Source organism: Streptococcus sp. E17BB, assembly GCF_041807725.1.
GTDB classification, from domain to species: domain Bacteria; phylum Bacillota; class Bacilli; order Lactobacillales; family Streptococcaceae; genus Streptococcus; species Streptococcus entericus.
Window position 1 is genome coordinate 45,809 of the sequence record NZ_JBGTZC010000005.1, and the last position, 21,957, is coordinate 67,765.

Below are 21,957 nucleotides of genomic sequence, written 5' to 3' on the forward strand. Positions count from 1 at the left end.
GAAATGTTATGGCTGATACTATTTTAATTTTAGGAAATGGATTTGATTTAGCTCAGAAAAGAAAGACAAGTTATACCGATTTTTTGGAGTTTTTGGATGCTACTTATATTTTTAAAAACTATGCTAACACTAAATTGACAGCAGCATCAAATGATATAGAAAAATTAAAAAAGTATGCTCGTAAAAGAGAAAAACTAGTTTTAACAGAGATTGGGTCATTTTTTGAGGGGAAAAAGGGTGAGAAATCAAAGAAATTTTCATTAGATAGAATATTAGATGGAGAAACACTTACCCTGTCTTTTATATTTCGTTTTTTGCTAGCTGAATTAAAATCATTTACTAAAATTTGTGGTAGTGGTGATAAAGTAAAAAGAAAAGAAATTTTTAATAAAATTGCAAATGATAAACTGGAATACCTTTATAAGCGATCTAATGATAAAAAACAATTGAACATTTTAACATAATAGAAGAAAGTGTTCAAGAATTATATTTTAACTATGAAATTATGATTGATTTATTATATGGTTCGGAATCTCATGAAAATCAAGCTCACCGCAATTTAGGTTGGAATTTTTTAAATAATATTGAAAACAACTTGATTTTGAAATTTATATTTGATAATCAGTTGCAGTTAGGTCAAAATTGGTCTAGCTTAGAATTGATTATTTCTGATTTAGCAGAGACGATTAGCGATATCAAGAATGATATAGAAAAGTATAGTCAATATTTTGAGCTTAGTTTTGGAGAATTAAATCAAGTGGTTCAAAATTTAAAATACTCAATTAATCGTTATGAAAACTCTAAAGACGGGTCTATAAAAAATATTATTGATGAGATTGATAAATTTAATCAGAGTCGTATAGATGTAAACAACTTCAGTAATCACACTAATCCAATGACATATGTCTACATTATAGAGCAGATTCAAGAGGAAAATCGCAAGGATAAGCCTCTACAATCTGTTGTGGATGGTGTCAATGAGAAATTTGTACTGACCCTGGAAGAGCTGACTGACTGGTTAGAATTTTATTTGACTTATCTGGATGAGTTGGATAAAGAGAAGGAAAAAGTAACAGGAACTGTTCTTGATGAAGTAATTAATATTGGACGTAGTGAAGTTATCAACTTTAATTACACTGATACCATTAAACGATTTGGTGTTGATGACAAAAACATTCATTTTATTCACGGTTGCTTGAATTTTCATCGTGCTAAAGACGAAATTAACACTATGGTCTTTGGAATCGAGGACAAACAGGCTGACCTTGATGACATTGCATCTGAACTGATTCCTTACCAAAAATTCTATCAGCGTGTGGTCAAAGAAACAGGTAATGATTTTGAAAAGTTTTTTTGAAGATACTGTTATTGATAATGGATTTAATTTAGAAAGCATCCCTAAAAATATCATTATTTATGGTCATTCAGTTGATCCATTAGATAAGGAAATCTTCCAAAGATGTTTTGAGTTGGCTGAAGTCAAATATTATGATTATCACTTTATCTTTGTTTACTATAATGAGCACGATAAGCGTGCGATTGCAAAGAATCTCGCCATTATTCTAGGTAAACGTGAGTTTATTAGGCTAAGTGCAGAGAAAAGGATAGCATTTGTTAAATGGAATGACAAAGAAAAAATGAAAACCTTATTGCTCCCATAAAAATTTTCTGTAACCCCTCTCAAATTATGCTATAATAGAGTAACAAGTATTCTGGAGGACATTCCATGAAATTTTTAGAACTAAATAAAAAGCGTCATGCTTACAAGACCTTTAACGACAAGCCTGTCGACCTTAAGGATATTCGCACAGCTATCGAAATTGCGACCTTGGCTCCGTCGGCCCATAACATGCAGCCGTGGAAATTTGTCATTGTGACGGATAAGAAAGACCAACTGGCAACTCTGGGGTTCAGAGCCAACGGTGAGCAAATCCGTCAGGCTAAGGTGGTCATCGCCCTCTTTAGTGACACTGATTTGCCTAAGCGGGCTCGCAAAATCGCACGGATTGGCGTTCATAGCTTGGGCGATGAGCAATTGGCCAAGTTTGCCCAGTCCTATCCAAAACTTTTTGAACAGTATGACGAGAAAACGTCCAGCGATTACCTGGCTTTCAACAGTGGTCTGGTAGCTATGAACTTGGTTTTAGCCCTGACAGACCAAGGTTTCGCCTCAAATATGTTGCTTGGTTTTGATAAATCAGCCATCAATGAGGTGCTAGATATCGACAGCCGTTTCCGTCCAGAGCTCTTGATCACGGTTGGTTACAGCGACGACAAACCAGAGCCGAGCTACCGCCTGCCTGTTGATGAGGTGATTGAGCAACGCTAAGAGGATAGGTGAGGCAACGCCTGTGTCTCTGGGGCACAGCCAGTGAACAGCTCTGCTATGTTCCAAAAACAAGACCAAGCTAGCCCTATCGAGTGGGAAAGAGCATTTGTAAACATGATAAGGAGAAGACATGACGATTAACTTTCAAGCAGAAGTAGAAAAACGAAAAGACGATCTTTTGGCGGATTTGACCGCTATCCTCAGCATCAAATCTGAGCGTGAAGACGATAAAATCTCGCCGGAGCACCCTTTTGGACCTGGGCCAGTCCGTGCGCTGGAGCATTTCCTGGCCATGGCGGAGCGTGACGGTTACCCGACCACCAATATTGACAACTATGCTGGGCATTTCGAGTTTGGCGAGGGGGACGAGGTGCTGGGCATCTTTGGGCACCTGGATGTGGTGCCTGCAGGTTCGGGTTGGGACACCGACCCCTACACGCCAGTGATTAAGGACGGTCGCCTCTACGCCCGCGGCTCGTCCGATGACAAAGGTCCGACCATGGCCTGCTACTACGGCCTCAAAATCATCAAGGAACTGGGCTTGCCGACCTCTAAAAAAGTCCGCTTTATCGTTGGGACGGATGAAGAGTCTGGCTGGGCAGATATGGATTACTATTTCGAGCACGTCGGTCTGCCTCTGCCTGATTTCGGCTTCTCGCCCGACGCCGAGTTCCCGATTATCAACGGTGAGAAGGGCAACATCACGGCTTATCTCCACTACGCTGGGAGCCATGGCGGAGCAGTGACCCTGATCAATTTCCAGGGCGGTCTAAGGGAGAACATGGTGCCTGAGTCAGCCACAGCAGAGCTGACAGGTCTTGACTTGGCAAGGGCTCAGGCGGCCCTTGCGGACTTCCTGTCTGCCCATCCAGAGGTACGTGGGGAGGTTACAGGTGACGATCAACTGACCATCACCATCCATGGCAAATCAGCCCACGGCTCAACCCCTGAAGAGGGTGTTAATGGTGCGACTTATCTGGCTAAATTCCTGACCCAGTTTGACTTGGCAGGTGCCGCCAAAGACTACATCACCCTCATCGCTGACAAACTTCATCAAGATTTCTTGGCGGTCAATTTAGGAGTCGCTCATAGCGATGAGCGCATGGGTGACTTGACCATGAACGCTGGGGTCTTTAGCTTTGAAGCTGACCGAGATGACAACACCATCGCCCTTAATTTCCGCTATCCGAAAGGCACCGATCCAGAAATCATCAAAGGGCAACTGGAACAGCTGGCAACTGTTGAGAAAGTAACCTTGTCAGCCCACGGTCACGTGCCACACTACACCCCTTTAGAAGACCCGCTGGTGCAGACTCTGTTAGCTGTTTACGAGAAGCAAACCGGTCTCAAGGGGCATGAAATGGTTATCGGAGGCGGAACTTTTGGTCGTCTGCTCAAGCGTGGGGTTGCTTATGGGGCCATGTTCCCAGATTCCATCAACACCATGCACCAAGCAAACGAATTTATGGCACTGGATGATATTTTCCGCTCAGCAGCCATCTACGCAGAAGCTATCTATGAGTTAATCAAATAAAATCATTAGTTGTTGCCAAACATTAAACACTAATTTCTGCACCCATGAGCAGTGATTTTAGTTGAATGTGGGAATAAGAACACAAAAACGAGACTGGGATAAGCATCCTAATCTCGTTTTTGTATTCTCGTCAATTACCAAGATGAGTGTTGTGTGCTACAAAGTTTGGGGGTAAACTAAGGGGTGTAAAGAACTCGCCTGCCTTTAATCTGCCGGGACATAAGCCATAAAATTCTTTTCTCGCTCTGCCATGGACATGGTGAAGTAGCGTTTACCGGAATTCAATGTGGCGATGGCAGCCATGTCCTCTGTGGTCAATGTTATATCAAAAATGTTAAAATTCTCCGCCATGTGAACAGGATTAGTCGTTTTAGGAAAGACAATATAACCTTTTTGAAGATGCCACCTGAGAATGATCTGAGCAGGTGTTTTGTTTAAGCGTTCAGCAATTTTTAAAATAACTGCTTCATTGAGTAAGGCAGGATCTCCGTGTCCAAGAGGGTACCAGCTCTCAAGGACTGTCCCATAAGGGGCAATGTGAGCGGCTAAATCATCCTGAGGGAAATAGGGATGAGCTTCCACTTGTAAGGCAGCAGGCTTTTAGTCAACACCTCATCTAGACGCTCATCTTCAAAATTAGAGAGACCGATAGAGCGTACTTTTCCAGCCTTGACTGTGGCTTCCATGCCTTTATAGGCGCCTATGTAATCGCCGATAGACTGATGCAGTAACAGGAGGTCGATGTAGTCAGTTTGCAAACGATTGAGCATTTTGTCAATTGCAGTCTGACTTTCTTGCTCACCGTATTCTGTCGGCCATAATTTGGTGGTGATAAAAATCTCCTCGCGGTTCAGTCCGCTGTCATCGATAGCTTGTCCGACGCTTGCCTCATTTTGATAGGCGTGAGCTGTGTCAATGTGGCGATAACCTAAATGTAGAGCTGCCCGAACAGCCTCATAAGTTTCCTGACCTGGAGCCATGAGGTAGACGCCCAGACCCATTTGTGGCATGTGATACCCAGTATTTAATGTTTTATATAGCGGTGTAGTCATTTGTCAGTCTCCTTTCCTAGTCTATCTGCTTAGTCAACTTTGGTCCATATAAAGTGGGACTCACGACTAGCGATCAACCAGTTACCATCAATTTTTTCATAATAATCTTGGTAGCGGACACCTGATGTCCTTGTGACCTCTTTGCCATCTTGGTTTGTGATCAAAACGACCTGACAATAGGAGATACCTTGGGCATGATTGTTATATTGAAAACTAACCGTTTGCTGACCATTGAGGTGGTAAACGGTATGGAAAAGGTCAAGGTAGTCGCTAAAGGCCTTGCCGATTGCCTCCTTACCTTCTGAGACAAATTTTTGGTCGCCATTGATGGAGACAACCTTAGCATCTTCTTTGAACAGCTTCATCTGAGCACACACGTCTTTGGTGTCTGCTAGATTTGAAAAGGTATCTACTAATTCTTTTAAAGCCAATCGGTTGGCAATTTCTGTGTTTGTCATCAATTTACTCCTTTATAATGTTCGCCTGTATTGACGTTTAGTATTATCTTGGTAAAAATATGTCAGCTTATGTTGAAGTTCTCTAACCAACCAGCTACCACTGACCACTTTATCTTTGGAATAGGCTTTTGCTAGCTACAGACTCTCTAATTAGTCGCATGACAAGGGCAATACTCTCTTTTTCCTCACGACAATGAGAACTCCTGAGACAAAAGACAAGGCAAGTTGGTCGACTGCTCGCCATATCTGTCAGCCAGTCCTCCTCGGTCTGTTTAAGTTGGCTCAGATTAGCTATCATGAGCGACTTCATCTGGTTATAGAGGGTGATAATAACCCCTAAATTATCCTGTTTCGGTTGGTTATTGTTAGAATCTTGAGTAGGCTGTGAGGAACTCCAGCCGTATTCAGATAGCCTACGACTTCCGAGCCATCTAGCCCCTGATTTTCCGGTCATCGGCTGGTCGCTATCTTCCATCTATTTTTTCGAAGGCTAGGTCAAAATCCATCCGCCAGACCTTGCGAAAGCCATAGATACGGGCATCTGTTTTAGCTTTGGTGTGCAACATGGCAGTGCTGTCGGACAAAAAGGTCACCGTTTCAGACTCAGGAAGGTAACTATAATAGCGGAAAACTCCCGATTTAATGTCTGCCAAAAACTCATCTCTTGCTTGGTAACGACCACCTGCATGGCGAAAGTAATGATTGTCAGGATAAATCATCTCTAGGAGAGGGATATTTTTAGTGATGTAAGCCTCCCAAATTTGGTGTTGCAAGGCGATGATGGCCTCTTGGTCTGTTTGTGTCATCAGAACCTCCTTAGTTTTGATGCTTTTATTATAAAAGCCCATTGCTGTTAGGACAATGGGCGATTGTTTTGATGTTGAGGCTTATGCCACACTTTTTGAAAATTAGTGGTCTAATCTTGATGCAAGAGAGCAGAAATTCCTGTTTCAGTCAGTAAAACAGACGTTTGGATAACCTCCTCTAAAGGCGTCATTTTGTCCTCTTCCACCCATTGGCGGTAGATGGACAGGGTGGTTTGCTGGATAAAGTTGAGTAGGCTGATTTTTTGAAAAGGAGATAAGGCTTGAACTTGGGGGGATTGCGACCAAGTCTTTGCCATCACCATATCAATCATGTCCTGCCGAATGTCTGAATAGGTGGAGTGACTGATGGTAATCTTGTCGTAGGCCGGACCTTGTTGGGCTGAGAATTCAAAGAATGCTCGTTGGATGTTCTCTAAATCATCTGGTAGCTTGAAATCTCGAATGAGTCGGATATAGGATTGGGCATAGGTTTCCTGCATTTCCGCTAATAAATCATCTCGGGTTGGGTAATAGCGGTAAAAGGTTTTCTTGTTGATTAGGGCTAATTTAGCTAGTTTAGTTACTGTGATTTTGTCATAGTCCTTTTGACAAATTAGTTCTTCAAAGGCTTGATAAATAGCTGAAATGGTCCGTTTTACCCGTAAATCTTCGTTTCCTGTTAGTTGCATAAGACTCCTTTCCAATAGTTTCGCAGATGCTTTTGATTAGGCAGAAGGAACGTCCCTACTGGACAAACATGGCATCACCGAAGCTAAAGAAACGATAGCCTTCGTCAACCGCGTGCTTGTAAGCATCAAGGACAAATTCCCGTCCTGCAAAAGCAGACACCAGCATGACTAAGGTTGACATGGGCAGGTGAAAATTAGTGGAAAAAGCATCAACAACGGTAAACGTGTAGCCAGGTTTGATAAAGATATTGGTCCAACCACTGTCAGCTTGGAGCTTGCCACCATATTTTTGTCCGATGGTCTCTAGGGTACGAATGGAGGTTGTGCCGACGGCAACGATACGACCACCAGCAACTTTGACCTGATTGAGGGTATTGGCTGCCTCTGCTGTCAGCTGGTAGAACTCCGAGTGCATGTCATGGTCATCCAGATTTTCCACAGAGACAGGGCGAAAGGTTCCCAGTCCGACGTGTAGGGTCAGCTCGACCAGATGAACCCCCTTGGCTTTAATGGCTGTCAGCAGCTCTGGTGTAAAGTGCAGTCCTGCTGTTGGGGCTGCCGCAGAGCCGTTTTCCTTGGCGTAAACGGTTTGGTAACGATCTTTATCTGCTAGCTTCTCATGGATATAGGGAGGTAACGGCATTTCGCCAAGGCTTTCCAGTACTTCAAGAAAAATCCCATCGTAGCTAAACTCGACAATCCGTCCACCGTGCTCCAGCTCTGCTATGATGGTCGCAACCAAGCGACCGTCCCCAAAGCTAACCCTTGCCCCAGTCTTTAGGCGTTTAGCTGGTTTGGCCAGCACCTCCCAGCAGTCCCCTTCGGTGTTTTTGAGGAGCAAAAGCTCGACATGGCCTCCTGTGTCAGGCTTTTGCCCGTAGAGGCGGGCAGGTAAAACGCGAGTGTTGTTCATGACCAGAGCGTCACCAGGGTTGAGTTGGTCGATGATGTGGTCAAAGCTGGTATCGGTCATCTCCTTAGTATCACGGTTGATGACGAGGAGGCGTGAGGCATCGCGTTGCTCCAACGGTGTCTGAGCAATCAAGTGCTCGGGTAAGTAAAAATCAAAATCTTTCGTATTCATGGTTTTCATTATAGCACATTTTAGCCTAAAAATAAGATGAAAGCCTTGACAAAAATTGGTCTATACCATATAATAGAGGCATCAAATCGGTATAGACCAAAAGGAGACATCATGAAAATCATTCGTGTGAAGGACAGCGTTGAAGGCGGCAGGGTTGCTTTTGAACTGCTCAAGGAAAAATTAGCAGCTGGAGCTCAAACATTAGGACTTGCAACAGGTAGCACGCCAATCGAGTTTTACAAGCAAATCGTTGCCAGTGACCTTGATTTATCGGGGCTACGTAGCATTAACTTGGATGAGTATGTCGGACTGTCTGCTGACAACGACCAATCTTATCATCACTTTATGCACCAAAATCTCTTTCATGCTAAACCATTCAAAGAAAGCTTTTTGCCTAACGGCTTAGCAGAAGATTTGGACGCTGAAACCAAGCGCTACGATGCGCTTCTTGAGCAGTACCCTGTGGGTTTGCAGATTTTAGGGATTGGCAACAACGGTCATATCGGCTTCAACGAACCAGGAACGCCTTTTGAAGCTAAAACACAGGTGGTTGACTTGGCTGAGGACACCATCAAGGCTAATGCTCGCTTCTTTGATGATGAAAGCGAGGTTCCACGCCAAGCCATTTCCATGGGCATCAGTAGCATTTTAGCAGCAAAGAGTATCATTTTGATGGCTTACGGGGCGGCAAAAGCTGACGCGATTGCTGGAATGGTCAATGGTCAGCCGACAACGGATTTGCCTGCCAGCAGCTTGCAAAACCATCCAGAAGTCTATGTCATTGTCGATGATGCAGCGGCTAGCAAGTTAGATTAAGAGTAGTAATGAGGCTGGGACCAAAGTCCTGGTCTTTTTAACAAGGCTTATGAGCTGTTCCAGATTGAATAAGAGAAATAACCAGTTAACAGGTGGTCGGCTTATTTACAAGTGTTATGGCACTTCTTTTTCTTATTTTTTGACGAATAAGACAATAGGAGGTGAAGAGGTGTTAGTCGCTATGCGTTCAGATGGTCGTCTGGTCAATGTTTTGGAGGAGGCTTGTTCCAAAAGAGAGACTTATCGGTGCCCTGCTTGTCAGGCACCTGTCTGTTTCAAGCAGGGGAAGGTCATGCGACCACACTTTGCTCACATTCGCTTGGCAGATTGTCAATTTTTCCATGAAAATGAATCCGCAGAGCACTTGGAATTAAAAGCCGCTCTCTATCGCAGTTTATCGGCCCACGGGATTTCAGTGGAGATTGAGGCGGTTTTGCCTGAGTTGGGACAGGTGGCAGATTTATTGATTAATGGCAGCTTGGTTTTGGAAGTTCAGTGCAGTCGATTGAGCCTTGTGCGTTTAAGAGGGCGAACAGTAGCCTATCAGCAGGCAGGCTACCAAGTTATCTGGCTACTGGGAAAAAAGCTCTGGCTAGGGCAAACAGCCAGCCAACTTCATCGTCAGATGGCTAATTTTTCACAAAATATGGGGATTTATCTCTGGGAGTTGGATGCCGTTAAGCAGGAATTACGGTTGCGGTATTTGTTGCACGAAGACTTAACTGGTCGCCTGCAAGGGCTGGTGATGAGCCGCCCCTTAAGCGGTGATGTGATGGATTTTCTGCGGCAGCCTTTTGCCAGTCAGCGACTTGCTCAGTTGACGGTAGCTATGTTACCGGACCCCGCCGCCTATGTTCAGCGCCAGCTTGTTCAGAAAAATACCAAATGGCTGGAGCGTCAGGCGCAAGCCTACACGCGAGGGGATAATCTTTTAACCTGGTCAGCGGCAGCTTTTTACCCTCAGGTGCAGCCTATGGCTGTGGAGGGGCTTGATTTGGGGCGATATTTGGCACAATTTACAGCTTTTTATGAGAAAAATGAGGCAACGAGCAGACAAACCCTTTATCCTCCGCGATTTTATGCTATAATGGAGAACAGAACAATAGGAAAGGAATAATGATTTATGTCAGAAAATCGGACACATCTTGATGTCAAGCACACTTGGGACTTGACCACTATTTTCCCAACAGATGAGGCGTGGGAGGCGGAGTTTGAAGCTTTACAGACTGATGTTGAATCAGCAGTAGCGTATCAAGGGCATTTGCTGGACTCGGCGGCTAGTCTTTTGGAAATCACAGAAGCTCAGTTAGGCTTAGCGCGTCGCATCGAAAAACTCTATGTCTATGCTTCCATGAAAAATGATGAGGACACGACAGTTGCTAAGTATCAGGAGTTCCAAGCTAAAGCACTGTCAGTTTATGCGGCATTCAGTGGAACGTTTGCCTTCTATGAACCAGAGTTTATGACCATCACAGAGGAGCAGTACCAGGAGTTTCTGTCAGAAGAAGCAGGACTTGCGCTTTATAAGCACTATTTTGAGCGCTTATTCCAACAAAAAGAACATGTTCTATCACAGGCAGAAGAAGAGCTTTTGGCTGGCGCCAGCGAGATTTTCGGTTCCGCATCCGAGACCTTCTCCATTTTAGATAATGCGGATATCCTTTTCCCAATAGTACCAGATGGTGAGGGTGGTGTAGTCGAGTTGACTCATGGGACTTACATCAAATTGTTGGAAAATAAGGACCGTGATGTCCGCCGTGAGGCCTATGAAGGTTTGTATAGTGTTTACGAGCAGTTCCAACACACCTATGCCAAGACGTTACAAACCAATGTCAAGGTTCACAACTACAAGGCCAAGGTCAGAAAATACGCCTCTGCCCGTCAAGCGGCTCTAGCAGCCAATTTTATCCCAGAGTCTGTTTATGAGACCTTGGTTGAAACAGTTAACAAACACCTGCCCTTGCTGCATCGCTACATCAAACTCCGTCAGGATATCCTTGACTTGCCTGACCTCAAGATGTATGATCTCCTAACCCCGCTGTCAGAAACTGACCTCTCAATGACCTATGAGGAAGCGTTGACCAAGGGACAAGAAGTCTTGTCTATTTTTGGAGAGGATTATGCCCGTCGGGTTAAGGAGGCGTTTGAGAACCGTTGGATTGATGTTCACGAGAACAAGGGCAAGCGCTCTGGTGCTTATTCTGGTGGGTCTTACGATACCAATGCTTTTATGCTGCTCAACTGGCAAGACAACCTCAACAACTTCTACACCTTGCTTCACGAGACGGGTCACAGCATGCACTCCATGTACACTCGTGAGAACCAGCCGTATGTGTACGGTGATTACTCTATTTTCTTAGCAGAGATTGCCTCAACGACTAATGAGAATATCCTGACTGAAGCCCTCCTGCAAGAGGTGACGGATGAGAAGGTTCGCTTTGCTATTCTCAATAACTACCTTGATGGTTTCCGTGGTACCATCTTCCGTCAAACCCAGTTTGCTGAGTTTGAAGATGCTATCCACAAGGCTGATCAAGCTGGAGAAGTGCTGACCAGTGACTACCTCAACAAGCTCTATGCGGATATCAATGAGAAGTACTATGGTCTCTCTGCTGAGGACAATCCGCAAATTCAGTATGAGTGGGCGCGTATTCCGCACTTCTACTATAACTACTATGTTTATCAGTATGCAACAGGCTTTGCAGCTGCTAATTTCTTGGCAGATAAGATTGTCTATGGCACACAAGAGGATAAGGATAAGTATCTGGACTACCTCAAGGCTGGTAACTCAGATTACCCACTCAACGTCATCAAAAAAGCTGGTGTTGATATGGAAGAAGTGGACTATCTTGAAGCAGCCTTCGCTGTTTTTGAGAAACGCTTGATCGAGTTGGAAGAGTTGGTTGCAAAAGGTGCACACAAATAGATGATAAAAGGGCGGCTGACTGCCCTTTTTCGTTAAGGAGGGATAACCGATGGACATTAGACGATTAGCAGTAACTGATGAAGTTGCTTTTCTCGATTTTAACCGCCTTTTAGTGGCGGAACGTGAAGCAGGAAATGGGTTTGTTGAAACCAGACCAGTTACTGATTTTCTAGCCTTCTACGAAAAGACCAGACGAGAGGAAACAACAACTGCCAACCCTGACTGGTCAACGTCAACCAATTATTACGCCTTTATCGGTGATGAGATAGCTGGACGAATCGGTTGTCGTTGGGAATTGGATAAGGGGGATTTAGCGACTGTGGGTGGCCATATCGGCTATGTTACTTCACCCAAGTTTCGGCAGCAGGGGGTTATGAGGACTCTGCTCCGCTATGCCCTTGACCGCTACGAGGAAAGAGGAATTAACCGTGTCTTTATCACTGCTTTGGCGGATAATCTGCCCAGTTGCAAGACGATTGAGAGTGTCGGCGGTGTGTTGCAGGACATTATCACTCTTAAGGACGGAAAAACCTTAGCCCGCTATTGGGTGACGAGATAAGAAAACCCCACTCTCAACTATCTATCGAGAGTGGGGTTGATTTTAGCGCTCAGATACAGCTGTAAACCGTTGGCGGATGAAACGGGCGTTTTCCAGCTCATCAACCATGGCCAAGGCGTAGTCGGCATAGCTGATGTAGCTCTCACCAGCAGCGTTGAGGATGAGTTCTTCGCCACCAAGGGTATAAGCCCCTGTTGCCCGTCCGTCTGGATCAAAGGTCATTGCTGGACTGAAATAGGTCCAAGCGACCGTTGAAAATAGGCGTAGAACAGCAAGCCCAGCATTTGAGGCCTGAATAAAGGGAACAAAATCCTCGGGAAATTCAGGCTGGCTGGTGTGGCTATCATCTAGATAGAGACTGCCAGCACCGCCGACAACAAGGAGACGGGTGTCACTGTCTGACAAGAGGCGGGCAATGTGACGATGCCCCTCCTCAAAGAGATGAAAGAGGTCTGGTGTCCAAAAACCTGTTGCAATGATAAGGGCGTCCAGACCTGCGACATCTGCTGTCGTGATGGAGAGGATGTCTTTTTCGATGACAGGTGTTAGGTCCGTTTTTTGAGCATCGCGGACGATGGCTGTGACCTCATGACCGCGCTTGAGAGCTTCTTGAGCAATGCGTTTGCCAGCTTTTCCGTTGGCACCGATAATGGCAATTTTCATAGAGTCTACCTACCTTTTTTGACAAAATTGTGCTATAATCGATTACACCACTATTTTAACAAGTTAGTAGAAAATAACAAGTAGATTTTTTATGAATAGTTGGTATCTTTTAGGATAGAAATGGATGATATAAAGGAGAAAAAGATGGAATTATTTGGCAAGTGCCCGTTTGTAACCACGCAAAAACTCATTTCAGGGAAATGGGCGATTTTGATTTTGCATCATTTGGATGGACAGACCAAGCGATTTGGGGAACTCCAACGAGATCTGGGAGAAATTACCCAATCAACCCTGACCAAGCAATTACGCTATCTAGAAGACGAGGGCTTGATTACACGAACGGTTTACCCAGAAGTCCCGCCTCGGGTTGAGTATCGCTTAACAGCGATTGGGCAGGAATTTCACGCTGTCTTAGAGCAAATCGAGGTCTGGGGTGGGAAGTATATTAGAACACTCAAAGAGGGAAATTAGAATGACAAAAACCGCGTTTATTTGGGATTTTGACGGTACTCTAGCAGATTCCTATCCAGCCATTATGATCGTGCTAAAACAGCTCTATGCGCAGCATGGCTGGGCTTTCGATGAGACGGAAGTTGGGGAGTTTATCCTTCGGACTTCCGTTAAACACTTGTTGGAGACTCAAGCAAAGAAGGCTGATTTAGAAGGTGATGATCTCCAACTGATGGCTAGTTTTATGGCAGGGCAGGAGCAGTTAGATGACCAGATTATCCTGATGCCAGGTGCTCTAGACGTTCTGGCTCAGACAGCTTCTGCTGGTGTCCATCACTTTATCTATACCCACAAGGGAGCAACGACTGATGCGGTCCTCGAACGCCTGGGCATTGCTGATTATTTCACTGAGGTGATTAACAGCACTCACGGCTTTGCCAGAAAACCAGAGCCGGATGCTCTTTTCTATCTTTTGGACAAGTATGGACTGGACAAAACCCAGACCTACTATATTGGTGACCGTTCTCTGGATAGGGAAGCTGCCGAGCGGGCAGGAATTCACTCCATTAATCTGACCCAGCCAGACAGTCCAACCAATACCAACATTGAACACTTACGGGATATTTTGGCACTACCGATTTTCTAGTAAATATGGTACAATCGTCTTATGGTAAAAACATATAATGAACACTCCAATAACAACATGAGACGCCCCGTGGTCAAGCCTGAAATTGTTGATTTTATGCGACACCAGCAGGCGCCGGTTACTGGTCATCTGGCAGAGCTTGAGGCTTTTGCCAAGGCACACAATGTCCCTGTGATTCCCCATGAGACAGTGGCTTATTTTCGCTTTCTCTTGCAGACCTTGCAACCCAAGCAGATTTTAGAAGTCGGAACGGCTATCGGCTTTTCAGCTCTACTCATGGCTGATAATGCCCCGTCTGCCCAAATCACGACCATCGACCGCAATCCTGAGATGATTGAGCTGGCTAAGGCTAATTTTTCCAAGTATGATCATTGCCAGCAAATTACCCTCTTGGAGGGCGATGCGGTGGATCTTTTGGGTGGATTGACGGAAACTTATGACCTCGCCTTTATGGATTCGGCTAAATCCAAGTACATCGTCTTTCTCCCTGAAATCCTCAAGCGATTAAGGGTCGGCGGTGTCGTCGTCATTGACGACGTATTTCAAGGCGGTGACGTTGCTCTGCCATTTGACCAAATCCACCGTGGACAACGGGCTATCTACAAGGGACTTCACAAGCTCTTTGAGGCGACCCTGAATCACCCTGATTTGACAGCAACTTTACTGCCACTAGGTGACGGGCTTTTGATGATTCGTAAAAACGCAGAAAATATTGTCCTTCCAGACTAAGTTATTTTTAAGAAAATGTGCTATAATGATAGGGTTAAGATTGAAAAGGAGTAACTAATCATGAAAAAACGCTTTGTGATGGGAGCTTTGACGCTTCTGTCGGTAACAACGCTGGCAGCTTGTGCCAAGGGGGCAACAGAAGAGACGAAGTTGGTCACAATGAAAGGTGACACGATTACAGTTTCTGATTTCTATGCAGAGGTTAAGAAAACATCTGCTGCTCAACAAGCTATGCTGACCTTGATTTTATCACGAGTTTTTGAGGAACAATATGGTGATAAAGTGTCCGAGGAAAAAGTTACTGAAGCCTATAACAAGACAGCAGAGCAGTACGGCGACAACTTTGCTAATGCTCTGGCTCAAGTCGGCTTGACAACAGAGACTTATAAGCAAGAATTGCGCAAAAATTTACTGCTGGAATATGCGGTAGAAGAAGCTGCCAAAAAAGAAATCACTGACGAAACCTATGCCAAGGCCTTTGAAACTTATACCCCAGAAATTACAGCACAAGTTATTCTCCTCCAAACAGAGGATGAAGCAAAAGCTGTTTTAGAGCAAGTTAAGGCTCAAGGCGCTGACTTTGCAGCGATTGCCAAGGAAAAAACCAAGGCTTCTGAGACGGAGTATAAGTTTGATAGTGCAGAAAACAATCTTCCTGCAGAAGTGCGTGCAGCAGCTGCGAAGCTTGATGTTAACGGTATTTCAGAGATTGTCCCTGTCACTAACCAGCAGACCTTTACGACAGGCTACTACATTATCAAGACAACGGCTAAGACAGAGAAGGCTTCTGATTGGAAGACCTATAAAAATCGTTTGGAATTGATGCTTCTTGCTGAGAAAAAGGCTGACAGCAATTTCCAACGTCAAGTGGTTGCGGCAGCTTTGGAGAAGGCAAATGTTAAAATCAAAGACGATGCTTTCGCCAATATTTTATCAGCTTATGCGGCAACAGATGCTGTAGCGTCATCAAGTGCCGAAACCAGCAACAGTTCAGCAGAAACCTCTAGTTCAGAGGAAAAATCAGAATAAGGTAAGAATGAGTGTTAACCATCAATGTTCAGAAAGCTGGCGGCTGTTGTGAGCCAGTCATTGATTAACATGTCTGCTACTTACTAAGAAAATCAAATAAAGAAGAGGATGACAAGGTCATTGAATGAGGGTGGTACCGCGGTTTTTCGCCCCTCGTTTGATGGTTTTGTCATTTTTTGAGGAATGGTGCAAGATGAAGAAGTTCTATATTAAGCAAAGATTTTGGTCCTTGGCAGGCAAATTTCAGGTCAAAGACCAGCATAATCAGCCGCACCATGAGGTAGCCGGTTCCTTGCTCAAGTGGCTCAAAGAATTTACCATCACGGATATGGCTGGTCAGGAGGTCGCTCGGATTAAGCGGCAGTGGACGTGGTTTTTGCCACGCTCTACCATTACCTTAGCCAGTGGGGAGCAGTTTGCCCTGCAAAAGGAGTTTAGCTGGTTTCGCCCGCGCTATCGGATTGAGGGACTAGATATGGTTGTTCAGGGTGATTTCTGGGATATGGACTTCACCCTAAAAAAAGACGGTCGCAAGATTGCAGACATCAATCAAGAATGGTTTCGTCTCACCTCGACCTACCAAGTGACGGTTCATGAGGAAGCCTACAGCGATTTGGTAATTGCCCTTGTTATTGCCATTGACTACGTTAAGGAAACAGAAGCGGCAGCTAGCGCTAGCTCAGCCGCTAATTAAAGGAGATATTGATAATGAGATACATGACATCAGCTGAAGTACGCCAAATGTGGCTGGATTTCTTTGCCTCAAAAGGCCACAGCGTTGAGCCATCAGCCAATTTGGTGCCGGTCAACGACCCAACCCTGCTCTGGATCAATTCTGGGGTTGCAACTTTGAAAAAATATTTTGACGGGACGGTAAATCCTGAAAATCCACGGATTACCAATGCTCAAAAATCCATCCGTACTAATGACATTGAAAATGTCGGTAAGACCGCTCGTCACCACACCATGTTTGAGATGTTGGGCAACTTTTCTATTGGGGATTATTTCCGTGATGAGGCCATTGCTTTTGCCTTTGAGCTCTTGACCAGCCCAGACTGGTTTGCTATGCCTTTGGACAAGCTCTACATGACTTATTATCCTGCGGATACGGATTCTTACAATCGCTGGATTGAGCTGGGGGTTGACCCTAGCCACCTGATTCCTCTGGAGGATAATTTCTGGGAAATCGGTGCTGGACCATCAGGACCAGACACAGAGATTTTCTTTGACCGTGGAACAGACTTTGACCCAGAAAACATCGGGATTCGCCTGCTGGAAGAGGACATTGAAAACGACCGTTACATCGAGATTTGGAATGTGGTGCTGTCCCAGTTCAACGCTGATCCTGCGGTTCCACGCAGCGAGTACAAGGAACTGCCAAATAAAAACATCGATACGGGAGCTGGTCTGGAGCGTCTGGTCTCCATTTTCCAAGGGGCTAAGACCAACTTTGAGACCGACCTCTTCCTGCCGATTATCGAGCGAGTGGAAGTCATGTCTGGTAAGACCTATGACCCTGATGGCGACAACATGAGCTTCAAGGTTATCGCTGACCATATCCGTGCCCTCAGTTTTGCCATCGGTGATGGGGCTCTGCCTGGAAACGAAGGGCGTGGCTACGTTCTTCGTCGCCTCCTCCGTCGTGCGGTCATGCACGGTCGCCGTCTCGGCATTGATAAGCCCTTCCTTTACGAGCTGGTCGTGACAGTGGGCGAGATCATGAAGAGCTACTACCCAGAAATCCCTGAAAAACGTGACTTCATTGAGAAAATTGTCAAGCGAGAAGAAGAAACTTTTGCTCGCACCATTGACGCAGGGTCTGTTCACTTGGAAGAGCTCTTGGCAGATTTGAAAAAAGCAGGGCAGGCCACCGTGTCTGGTCAGGATATTTTCAAACTCTATGACACCTATGGTTTCCCTGTTGAGTTGACCGAAGAATTGGCAGAGGATGCTGGCTTTGCCATTGACCACGAGGGCTTCAAGGCAGCCATGAAAGAGCAGCAAGACCGCGCTCGTGCTAGCGTGGTAAAAGGTGGCTCTATGGGCATGCAAAACGAGACGTTGGCTGCGCTGGTTGAGCCATCCACCTTTATCTACGGAGAGACTAGCTTGACGAGCCCGCTCTCTGTCATCATCGCTGACAATGAAAGGACAGAAGCCATCTCTGAGGGACAAGCGCTGTTGCTCTTTGAGCAAACGCCGTTTTATGCGGAGATGGGTGGTCAGGTGGCTGACCACGGTGTGATTAAAAATGACAAGGGTGACACGGTGGCGAAGGTCATTGATGTCCAAAAGGCGCCGAATGGACAGCCGCTCCACACCGTAGAAGTATTGGCTAGCCTGTCTGTTGGTACAAGCTATGTGCTGGAGATTGATAAGGCACGCCGTCAGGCGGTGGAGAAAAACCATACTGCGACGCACTTGCTCCATGCAGCCCTCCACGACATCATCGGTGAGCATGCGACCCAAGCAGGCTCCCTTAACGAAGCTGGTTTCCTTCGCTTTGACTTTACCCACTTTGAGGCGGTGACAGCAGAAGAGCTCCGCCGTATCGAGGAGCAGGTTAATGAGAAAATTTGGGAGGCCCTTCCTGTTGTGACCGTTGAAACGGATGTGGAGACGGCAAAAGGCATGGGAGCCATGGCTCTCTTTGGCGAGAAGTACGGCAAGGTTGTGCGTGTCGTGACCATTGGCGACTATTCCATCGAGCTTTGTGGGGGAACCCATGTCGGCAATACCGCTGAAATCGGCCTCTTCAAGATTGTCAAAGAAGAGGGAATCGGCTCTGGAACTCGTCGTCTCCTAGCGGTGACAGGTCGCGAAGCCTTCTTGGCTTACCGTGAGCAAGAGGACGCCCTCAAGACCATTGCGGCAACCTTGAAAGCTCCGCAACTGAAAGAGGTGCCAAATAAGGTCGCTAGCCTGCAAGCCGACCTCCGTGAGTTGCAAAAAGAAAATGCCAGTCTGAAAGAAAAAGCTGCAGCAGCGGCAGCTGGTGACCTCTTTAAGGAGGTCAAGGAAGCAAACGATCTTCACTACATTGCTAGTCAAGTTGATGTTGCTGATGTAGGGGCTCTTCGCACTTTTGCAGACAATTGGAAGCAGGGAGACTACTCAGATGTCTTGGTTCTGGTAGCGGCTATCGGAGACAAGGTAAACCTCCTTGTCGCTAGCAAGTCAGCAAACGCCCACGCTGGCAATCTGGTTAAGGCGCTCGCTCCTATCATCAACGGTCGTGGTGGCGGCAAGCCAGACATGGCCATGGCAGGAGGAGCTGACGCTAGCAAGATAGCGGACTTACTGGCAGCTGTTGGTGAGAATTTATAGTAGTGCAGAGGCTGGGACAAATGTCCTAACCTTCCCTTTTTGTTATTGTTAACAAAGTTAGACGCAGTGGTTGAGTGCTTCAAGGTGCCTGTGCCTTGAAGGTGGCAACTCTACTCTCTAATGTTCTGGTGTCATCACCTGAACAGCCCTAACGAATGAGGAAAGCAATATTTCCCAAATTTCAAACCTCAAATCGCCACTTCTTAACTGTTGAAGCCATGCGGAGGTGGGATAAAAAGGTCAGGATGCCTTTTTATCGGGAAATGAAACTTGCTGAGCAAGTGTCAAAAACGGTCTGGGAGAGATCGTTTTAGCCCGAACCCTAGATATTTGACAGGTGGGGAGGTATCAACTACTAATCAATGACCGATTGAGTCCCGCTCTCAGACTTGAGAAAAAGTCGTTTAGACTGTTTTCTTCAGTCTTTTTTGCTACTCAGTTGTGCAGGATAGCTACTCGTGAGAAAATGATAGTAGACTTGCATTATTGGTGAATAGCTATAAAAGTAGGAATCGTTTTTAACAGGTAGCGATGTTATGCTTCTTTTGATTTCAGAAAAACGATATCTTAGCTCATGATATGGCAAGTGATATTCCAGTAAGTCTTTGGAACTCAAACCTACGTCCGTATCTTTCTCATGCAAAGTATGGTATAATAGAAGACAAAGAAACGAGGTTATCATGTCATTTAAGGATTTTAATTTTAAGCCCTTTATCCAAGTAGCGTTGGACGAGGTGAACTTTATTCAGCCGACAGGAGTGCAGCAAAAGCTGATTCCTGTGGTGCGTTCGGGTCGCGACTTGGTCGGCGAGTCAAAGACTGGTTCCGGTAAGACCCACACTTTCCTCTTGCCTATTTTTGAAAAGATTGATCCAGCGGTGGACCACGTACAGGTGGTCATCACAGCACCGTCTCGAGAGCTGGCAACCCAGATTTACCAAGCTACTCGTCAGATTGCAACACACTCGGCTGAGGAGATTCGGGTGGTCAACTATGTCGGTGGCACAGATAAACTCCGCCAAATTGAGAAGCTAACTAGTAGCCAGCCTCACATTGTCATCGGGACGCCGGGTCGGATTTATGACTTGGTCAAATCAGGTGATTTGGGTATCCATAAGGCACATACCTTTGTCGTGGACGAAGCCGATATGACCTTAGACATGGGCTTCTTAGACACGGTAGATAAGATCGCGGCTAGCCTGCCCAAGCAGGTGCAAATCCTGGTCTTCTCAGCGACGATTCCACAGAAGCTCCAGCCCTTTCTCAAAAAATACCTAACCAACCCTGTCATGGAGCAAATCAAGACCAAAACAGTCATCGCAGACACCATTGACAACTGGCTGGTCTCCACCAAAGGGCGGGATAAGAATGCTCAGATTTTGGCGATTGCAAAGACTCTACAGCCTTACTTGGCCATGATTTTCGTCAACACCAAGGAGCGAGCGGACGACCTTCACGGCTATCTGGTCGCCAATGGGCTCAAGGTAGCTAAAATCCATGGTGGCATTCAGCCCCGTGAGCGCAAACGCATTATGGCGCAGGTCAAGCACTTAGACTACGAGTACATCGTAGCGACTGATTTAGCAGCGCGCGGTATCGACATTGAGGGGGTCAGTCACGTCATCAATGATGCCATTCCTCAAGATTTGTCCTTCTTTGTTCACCGAGTGGGGCGAACGGGTCGCAATGGCTTGCGCGGCACAGCTATCACCCTCTATCACCCGAGCGATGACAGCGATATTCGTGAGCTAGAGAAACTTGGCGTGACGTTTACACCAAAAACCATCAAAGATGGCGAAATCATTGATACCTACGACCGCGATCGTCGAGTCAATCGGGAAAAATCTCATGAGAAACTCGACATCGAGATGATTGGTTTGGTTAAAAAGAAAAAGAAGAAAATCAAACCAGGCTACAAGAAAAAAATCCAGTGGGCGGTCAAAGAAAAACGCCGTAAGGAAAAACGCATTGAAGCTCGTGCCAAAGGCAGAGCCGAGCGCAAAGCTAAAAAGCAAAGTTTTTAAGTTGTTTTTCCTGAATGTGAAGAAAACAAATAAAGATTGAAGAGGTGGCGTTTGAGCCTATTCTTCAATCTTTTTGTTGTTGCTGATAGAAAGTGGTAACACAATCATTGGAAACAAGCCTCTTTTGGGATCATAATAAAAGCAATCTATTACAATAGGAAGGTGGTGTTCGCTATGGAACGGTACTTGGTTTGGATGGGAATTGCAATTATTCAACTTATGATTATCATATTGTTGAATAATCAAAAAAGTCATTTGGCAAATCAGTTGACCCATTTACTCTTAGAGCCTAGGTCGGAGGACAGGTTTTTGCGCTAATTAAAAACTGATTCAGAGCCTGATCGCATCAAAAAAATCAATCAACAATATGCCGTTGGACTTGCTAATTCGGTAAAAATTGCTAAAGATGTGGACTAATGATAGCAGTTGCTTATGACAGAACAGACATTCCCTAGAAAAGGTGATAAAATGACCAAATAATTAGTGTTATTGGATTTAGAGTGATCGAAAGTTATTGTCCTGTCGATGCGGACAGTCGACAATCAAGAGGTGGATGATCAGGTTACTCAGTTCTTATAAGAGACCATTGCCATCGTGAAACAAGAGAAGTATCACGGACTGGTCTTGGAAACTAGACTTGGAAAGGCTCGTCAGAGTTTTGCTGATTTGGTGATTAAAAAGGTCATTCGCTTGACCCCCTGAGGAGCGGCAAGTTTGGGAAAATTTCAAGGAAAGAGAGGGCAATCAGGCGACCAAAAATGGCATGTTAGGCTATTTAGCCAGTGCTTTTCATGGGTTTAGGTGATCACTTGTTTATCTTTACAAACCAGATGCGG

The 21,957-nt window shown here is 45.5% G+C and carries 22 protein-coding genes and 1 pseudogene; 16 read left to right on the forward strand and 7 right to left on the reverse strand.

The annotated features are described in order from the left end of the window. Positions 1 to 8 precede the first annotated feature (8 nt). The 5 genes from ACERC7_RS02100 (at position 9) to pepV (ending at position 3,863) form a co-directional block, all read left to right on the forward strand. Complete coding sequence (locus ACERC7_RS02100; protein ID WP_373665990.1) at positions 9 to 464, forward strand: hypothetical protein; 456 nt, start codon at positions 9 to 11, stop codon at positions 462 to 464. A 41-nt stretch (positions 465 to 505) separates the two neighbouring features. Then, positions 506 to 1,357 carry an AbiH family protein gene (locus ACERC7_RS02105; protein ID WP_373658048.1) on the forward strand — a complete coding sequence of 284 codons (852 nt, stop codon included), beginning with the start codon at positions 506 to 508 and terminating at the stop codon, positions 1,355 to 1,357. Continuing rightward, on the forward strand, positions 1,335 to 1,661 hold the full coding sequence (locus tag ACERC7_RS02110; protein ID WP_373658049.1) for a hypothetical protein: 327 nt from the start codon (positions 1,335 to 1,337) through the stop codon (positions 1,659 to 1,661). Before ACERC7_RS02105 ends, ACERC7_RS02110 begins: the two co-directional genes overlap by 23 nt. A gap of 65 nt (positions 1,662 to 1,726) precedes the next feature. Beyond that, positions 1,727 to 2,329, forward strand: a complete 603-nt coding sequence (locus ACERC7_RS02115) for a nitroreductase family protein (RefSeq protein WP_373665991.1) — start codon at positions 1,727 to 1,729, stop codon at positions 2,327 to 2,329. Positions 2,330 to 2,459: 130 nt separating this feature from the next. Next, the gene (pepV, locus tag ACERC7_RS02120; protein WP_373665992.1) at positions 2,460 to 3,863 is read left to right on the forward strand and encodes a dipeptidase PepV; all 1,404 of its coding nucleotides are present in this window, start codon (positions 2,460 to 2,462) and stop codon (positions 3,861 to 3,863) included. Between the two features lie 204 nt (positions 3,864 to 4,067). Here the strand turns inward: pepV and ACERC7_RS02125 are convergent. The 6 genes and pseudogenes from ACERC7_RS02125 to queA form a co-directional block, all read right to left on the reverse strand. Further along, positions 4,068 to 4,915, reverse strand: a pseudogene (locus tag ACERC7_RS02125) (aldo/keto reductase). Between the two features lie 29 nt (positions 4,916 to 4,944). Then, complete coding sequence (locus ACERC7_RS02130; RefSeq protein WP_373665993.1) at positions 4,945 to 5,373, reverse strand: nuclear transport factor 2 family protein; 429 nt, start codon at positions 5,371 to 5,373, stop codon at positions 4,945 to 4,947. A gap of 109 nt (positions 5,374 to 5,482) precedes the next feature. Then, the gene (locus ACERC7_RS02135; RefSeq protein WP_373665994.1) at positions 5,483 to 5,848 is read right to left on the reverse strand and encodes a hypothetical protein; all 366 of its coding nucleotides are present in this window, start codon (positions 5,846 to 5,848) and stop codon (positions 5,483 to 5,485) included. Then, a complete protein-coding gene (locus ACERC7_RS02140) occupies positions 5,838 to 6,179 on the reverse strand; it encodes a nuclear transport factor 2 family protein (protein ID WP_373665995.1) in 342 nt (113 codons plus the stop codon). Before ACERC7_RS02140 ends, ACERC7_RS02135 begins: the two co-directional genes overlap by 11 nt. A gap of 110 nt (positions 6,180 to 6,289) precedes the next feature. After that, positions 6,290 to 6,868 (reverse strand): TetR/AcrR family transcriptional regulator, encoded by a 579-nt coding sequence (locus tag ACERC7_RS02145; RefSeq protein ID WP_373665996.1) that lies wholly within the window; start codon positions 6,866 to 6,868, stop codon positions 6,290 to 6,292. A 55-nt stretch (positions 6,869 to 6,923) separates the two neighbouring features. Continuing rightward, positions 6,924 to 7,952: a tRNA preQ1(34) S-adenosylmethionine ribosyltransferase-isomerase QueA gene (gene queA, locus ACERC7_RS02150; RefSeq protein ID WP_373658056.1), complete on the reverse strand. Its 1,029-nt coding sequence runs from the start codon at positions 7,950 to 7,952 to the stop codon at positions 6,924 to 6,926. 111 nt (positions 7,953 to 8,063) lie between these two features. Between queA and ACERC7_RS02155 the strand changes: the two genes are divergently transcribed. The 4 genes from ACERC7_RS02155 to ACERC7_RS02170 all read left to right on the forward strand — a co-directional run bounded on the left by ACERC7_RS02155 (position 8,064) and on the right by ACERC7_RS02170 (position 12,253). Next, the gene (locus tag ACERC7_RS02155) at positions 8,064 to 8,768 is read left to right on the forward strand and encodes a glucosamine-6-phosphate deaminase (protein ID WP_373665997.1); all 705 of its coding nucleotides are present in this window, start codon (positions 8,064 to 8,066) and stop codon (positions 8,766 to 8,768) included. A 169-nt stretch (positions 8,769 to 8,937) separates the two neighbouring features. Beyond that, on the forward strand, positions 8,938 to 9,885 hold the full coding sequence (locus ACERC7_RS02160; RefSeq protein WP_373665998.1) for a competence protein CoiA: 948 nt from the start codon (positions 8,938 to 8,940) through the stop codon (positions 9,883 to 9,885). A 6-nt stretch (positions 9,886 to 9,891) separates the two neighbouring features. Next, entirely contained in the window at positions 9,892 to 11,694 is a 1,803-nt protein-coding gene (gene pepF, locus ACERC7_RS02165; protein ID WP_373658059.1) for an oligoendopeptidase F, read from the forward strand. A gap of 49 nt (positions 11,695 to 11,743) precedes the next feature. Continuing rightward, a complete protein-coding gene (locus ACERC7_RS02170) occupies positions 11,744 to 12,253 on the forward strand; it encodes a GNAT family N-acetyltransferase (protein WP_373665999.1) in 510 nt (169 codons plus the stop codon). A 42-nt stretch (positions 12,254 to 12,295) separates the two neighbouring features. Here ACERC7_RS02170 and ACERC7_RS02175 read toward each other — a convergent pair whose 3' ends face one another. After that, the gene (locus tag ACERC7_RS02175; RefSeq protein ID WP_373658061.1) at positions 12,296 to 12,916 is read right to left on the reverse strand and encodes an NAD(P)-dependent oxidoreductase; all 621 of its coding nucleotides are present in this window, start codon (positions 12,914 to 12,916) and stop codon (positions 12,296 to 12,298) included. Between the two features lie 144 nt (positions 12,917 to 13,060). Between ACERC7_RS02175 and ACERC7_RS02180 the strand changes: the two genes are divergently transcribed. The 7 genes from ACERC7_RS02180 to ACERC7_RS02210 all read left to right on the forward strand — a co-directional run bounded on the left by ACERC7_RS02180 (position 13,061) and on the right by ACERC7_RS02210 (position 21,121). Further along, positions 13,061 to 13,387 carry a winged helix-turn-helix transcriptional regulator gene (locus tag ACERC7_RS02180; protein WP_373658062.1) on the forward strand — a complete coding sequence of 109 codons (327 nt, stop codon included), beginning with the start codon at positions 13,061 to 13,063 and terminating at the stop codon, positions 13,385 to 13,387. A 1-nt stretch (position 13,388) separates the two neighbouring features. Beyond that, complete coding sequence (locus ACERC7_RS02185; RefSeq protein WP_373658063.1) at positions 13,389 to 14,012, forward strand: HAD-IA family hydrolase; 624 nt, start codon at positions 13,389 to 13,391, stop codon at positions 14,010 to 14,012. Positions 14,013 to 14,033: 21 nt separating this feature from the next. Continuing rightward, positions 14,034 to 14,741, forward strand: a complete 708-nt coding sequence (locus ACERC7_RS02190) for an O-methyltransferase (RefSeq protein ID WP_373658064.1) — start codon at positions 14,034 to 14,036, stop codon at positions 14,739 to 14,741. A gap of 60 nt (positions 14,742 to 14,801) precedes the next feature. After that, positions 14,802 to 15,770: a peptidyl-prolyl cis-trans isomerase gene (locus ACERC7_RS02195; protein WP_373658065.1), complete on the forward strand. Its 969-nt coding sequence runs from the start codon at positions 14,802 to 14,804 to the stop codon at positions 15,768 to 15,770. 193 nt (positions 15,771 to 15,963) lie between these two features. Beyond that, positions 15,964 to 16,464, forward strand: a complete 501-nt coding sequence (locus tag ACERC7_RS02200) for an LURP-one-related/scramblase family protein (RefSeq protein ID WP_373666000.1) — start codon at positions 15,964 to 15,966, stop codon at positions 16,462 to 16,464. A gap of 14 nt (positions 16,465 to 16,478) precedes the next feature. Next, the gene (alaS, locus tag ACERC7_RS02205) at positions 16,479 to 19,097 is read left to right on the forward strand and encodes an alanine--tRNA ligase (RefSeq protein ID WP_373666001.1); all 2,619 of its coding nucleotides are present in this window, start codon (positions 16,479 to 16,481) and stop codon (positions 19,095 to 19,097) included. A 680-nt stretch (positions 19,098 to 19,777) separates the two neighbouring features. Next, a complete protein-coding gene (locus ACERC7_RS02210) occupies positions 19,778 to 21,121 on the forward strand; it encodes a DEAD/DEAH box helicase (RefSeq protein ID WP_373658068.1) in 1,344 nt (447 codons plus the stop codon). Positions 21,122 to 21,957: the final 836 nt, after the last annotated feature.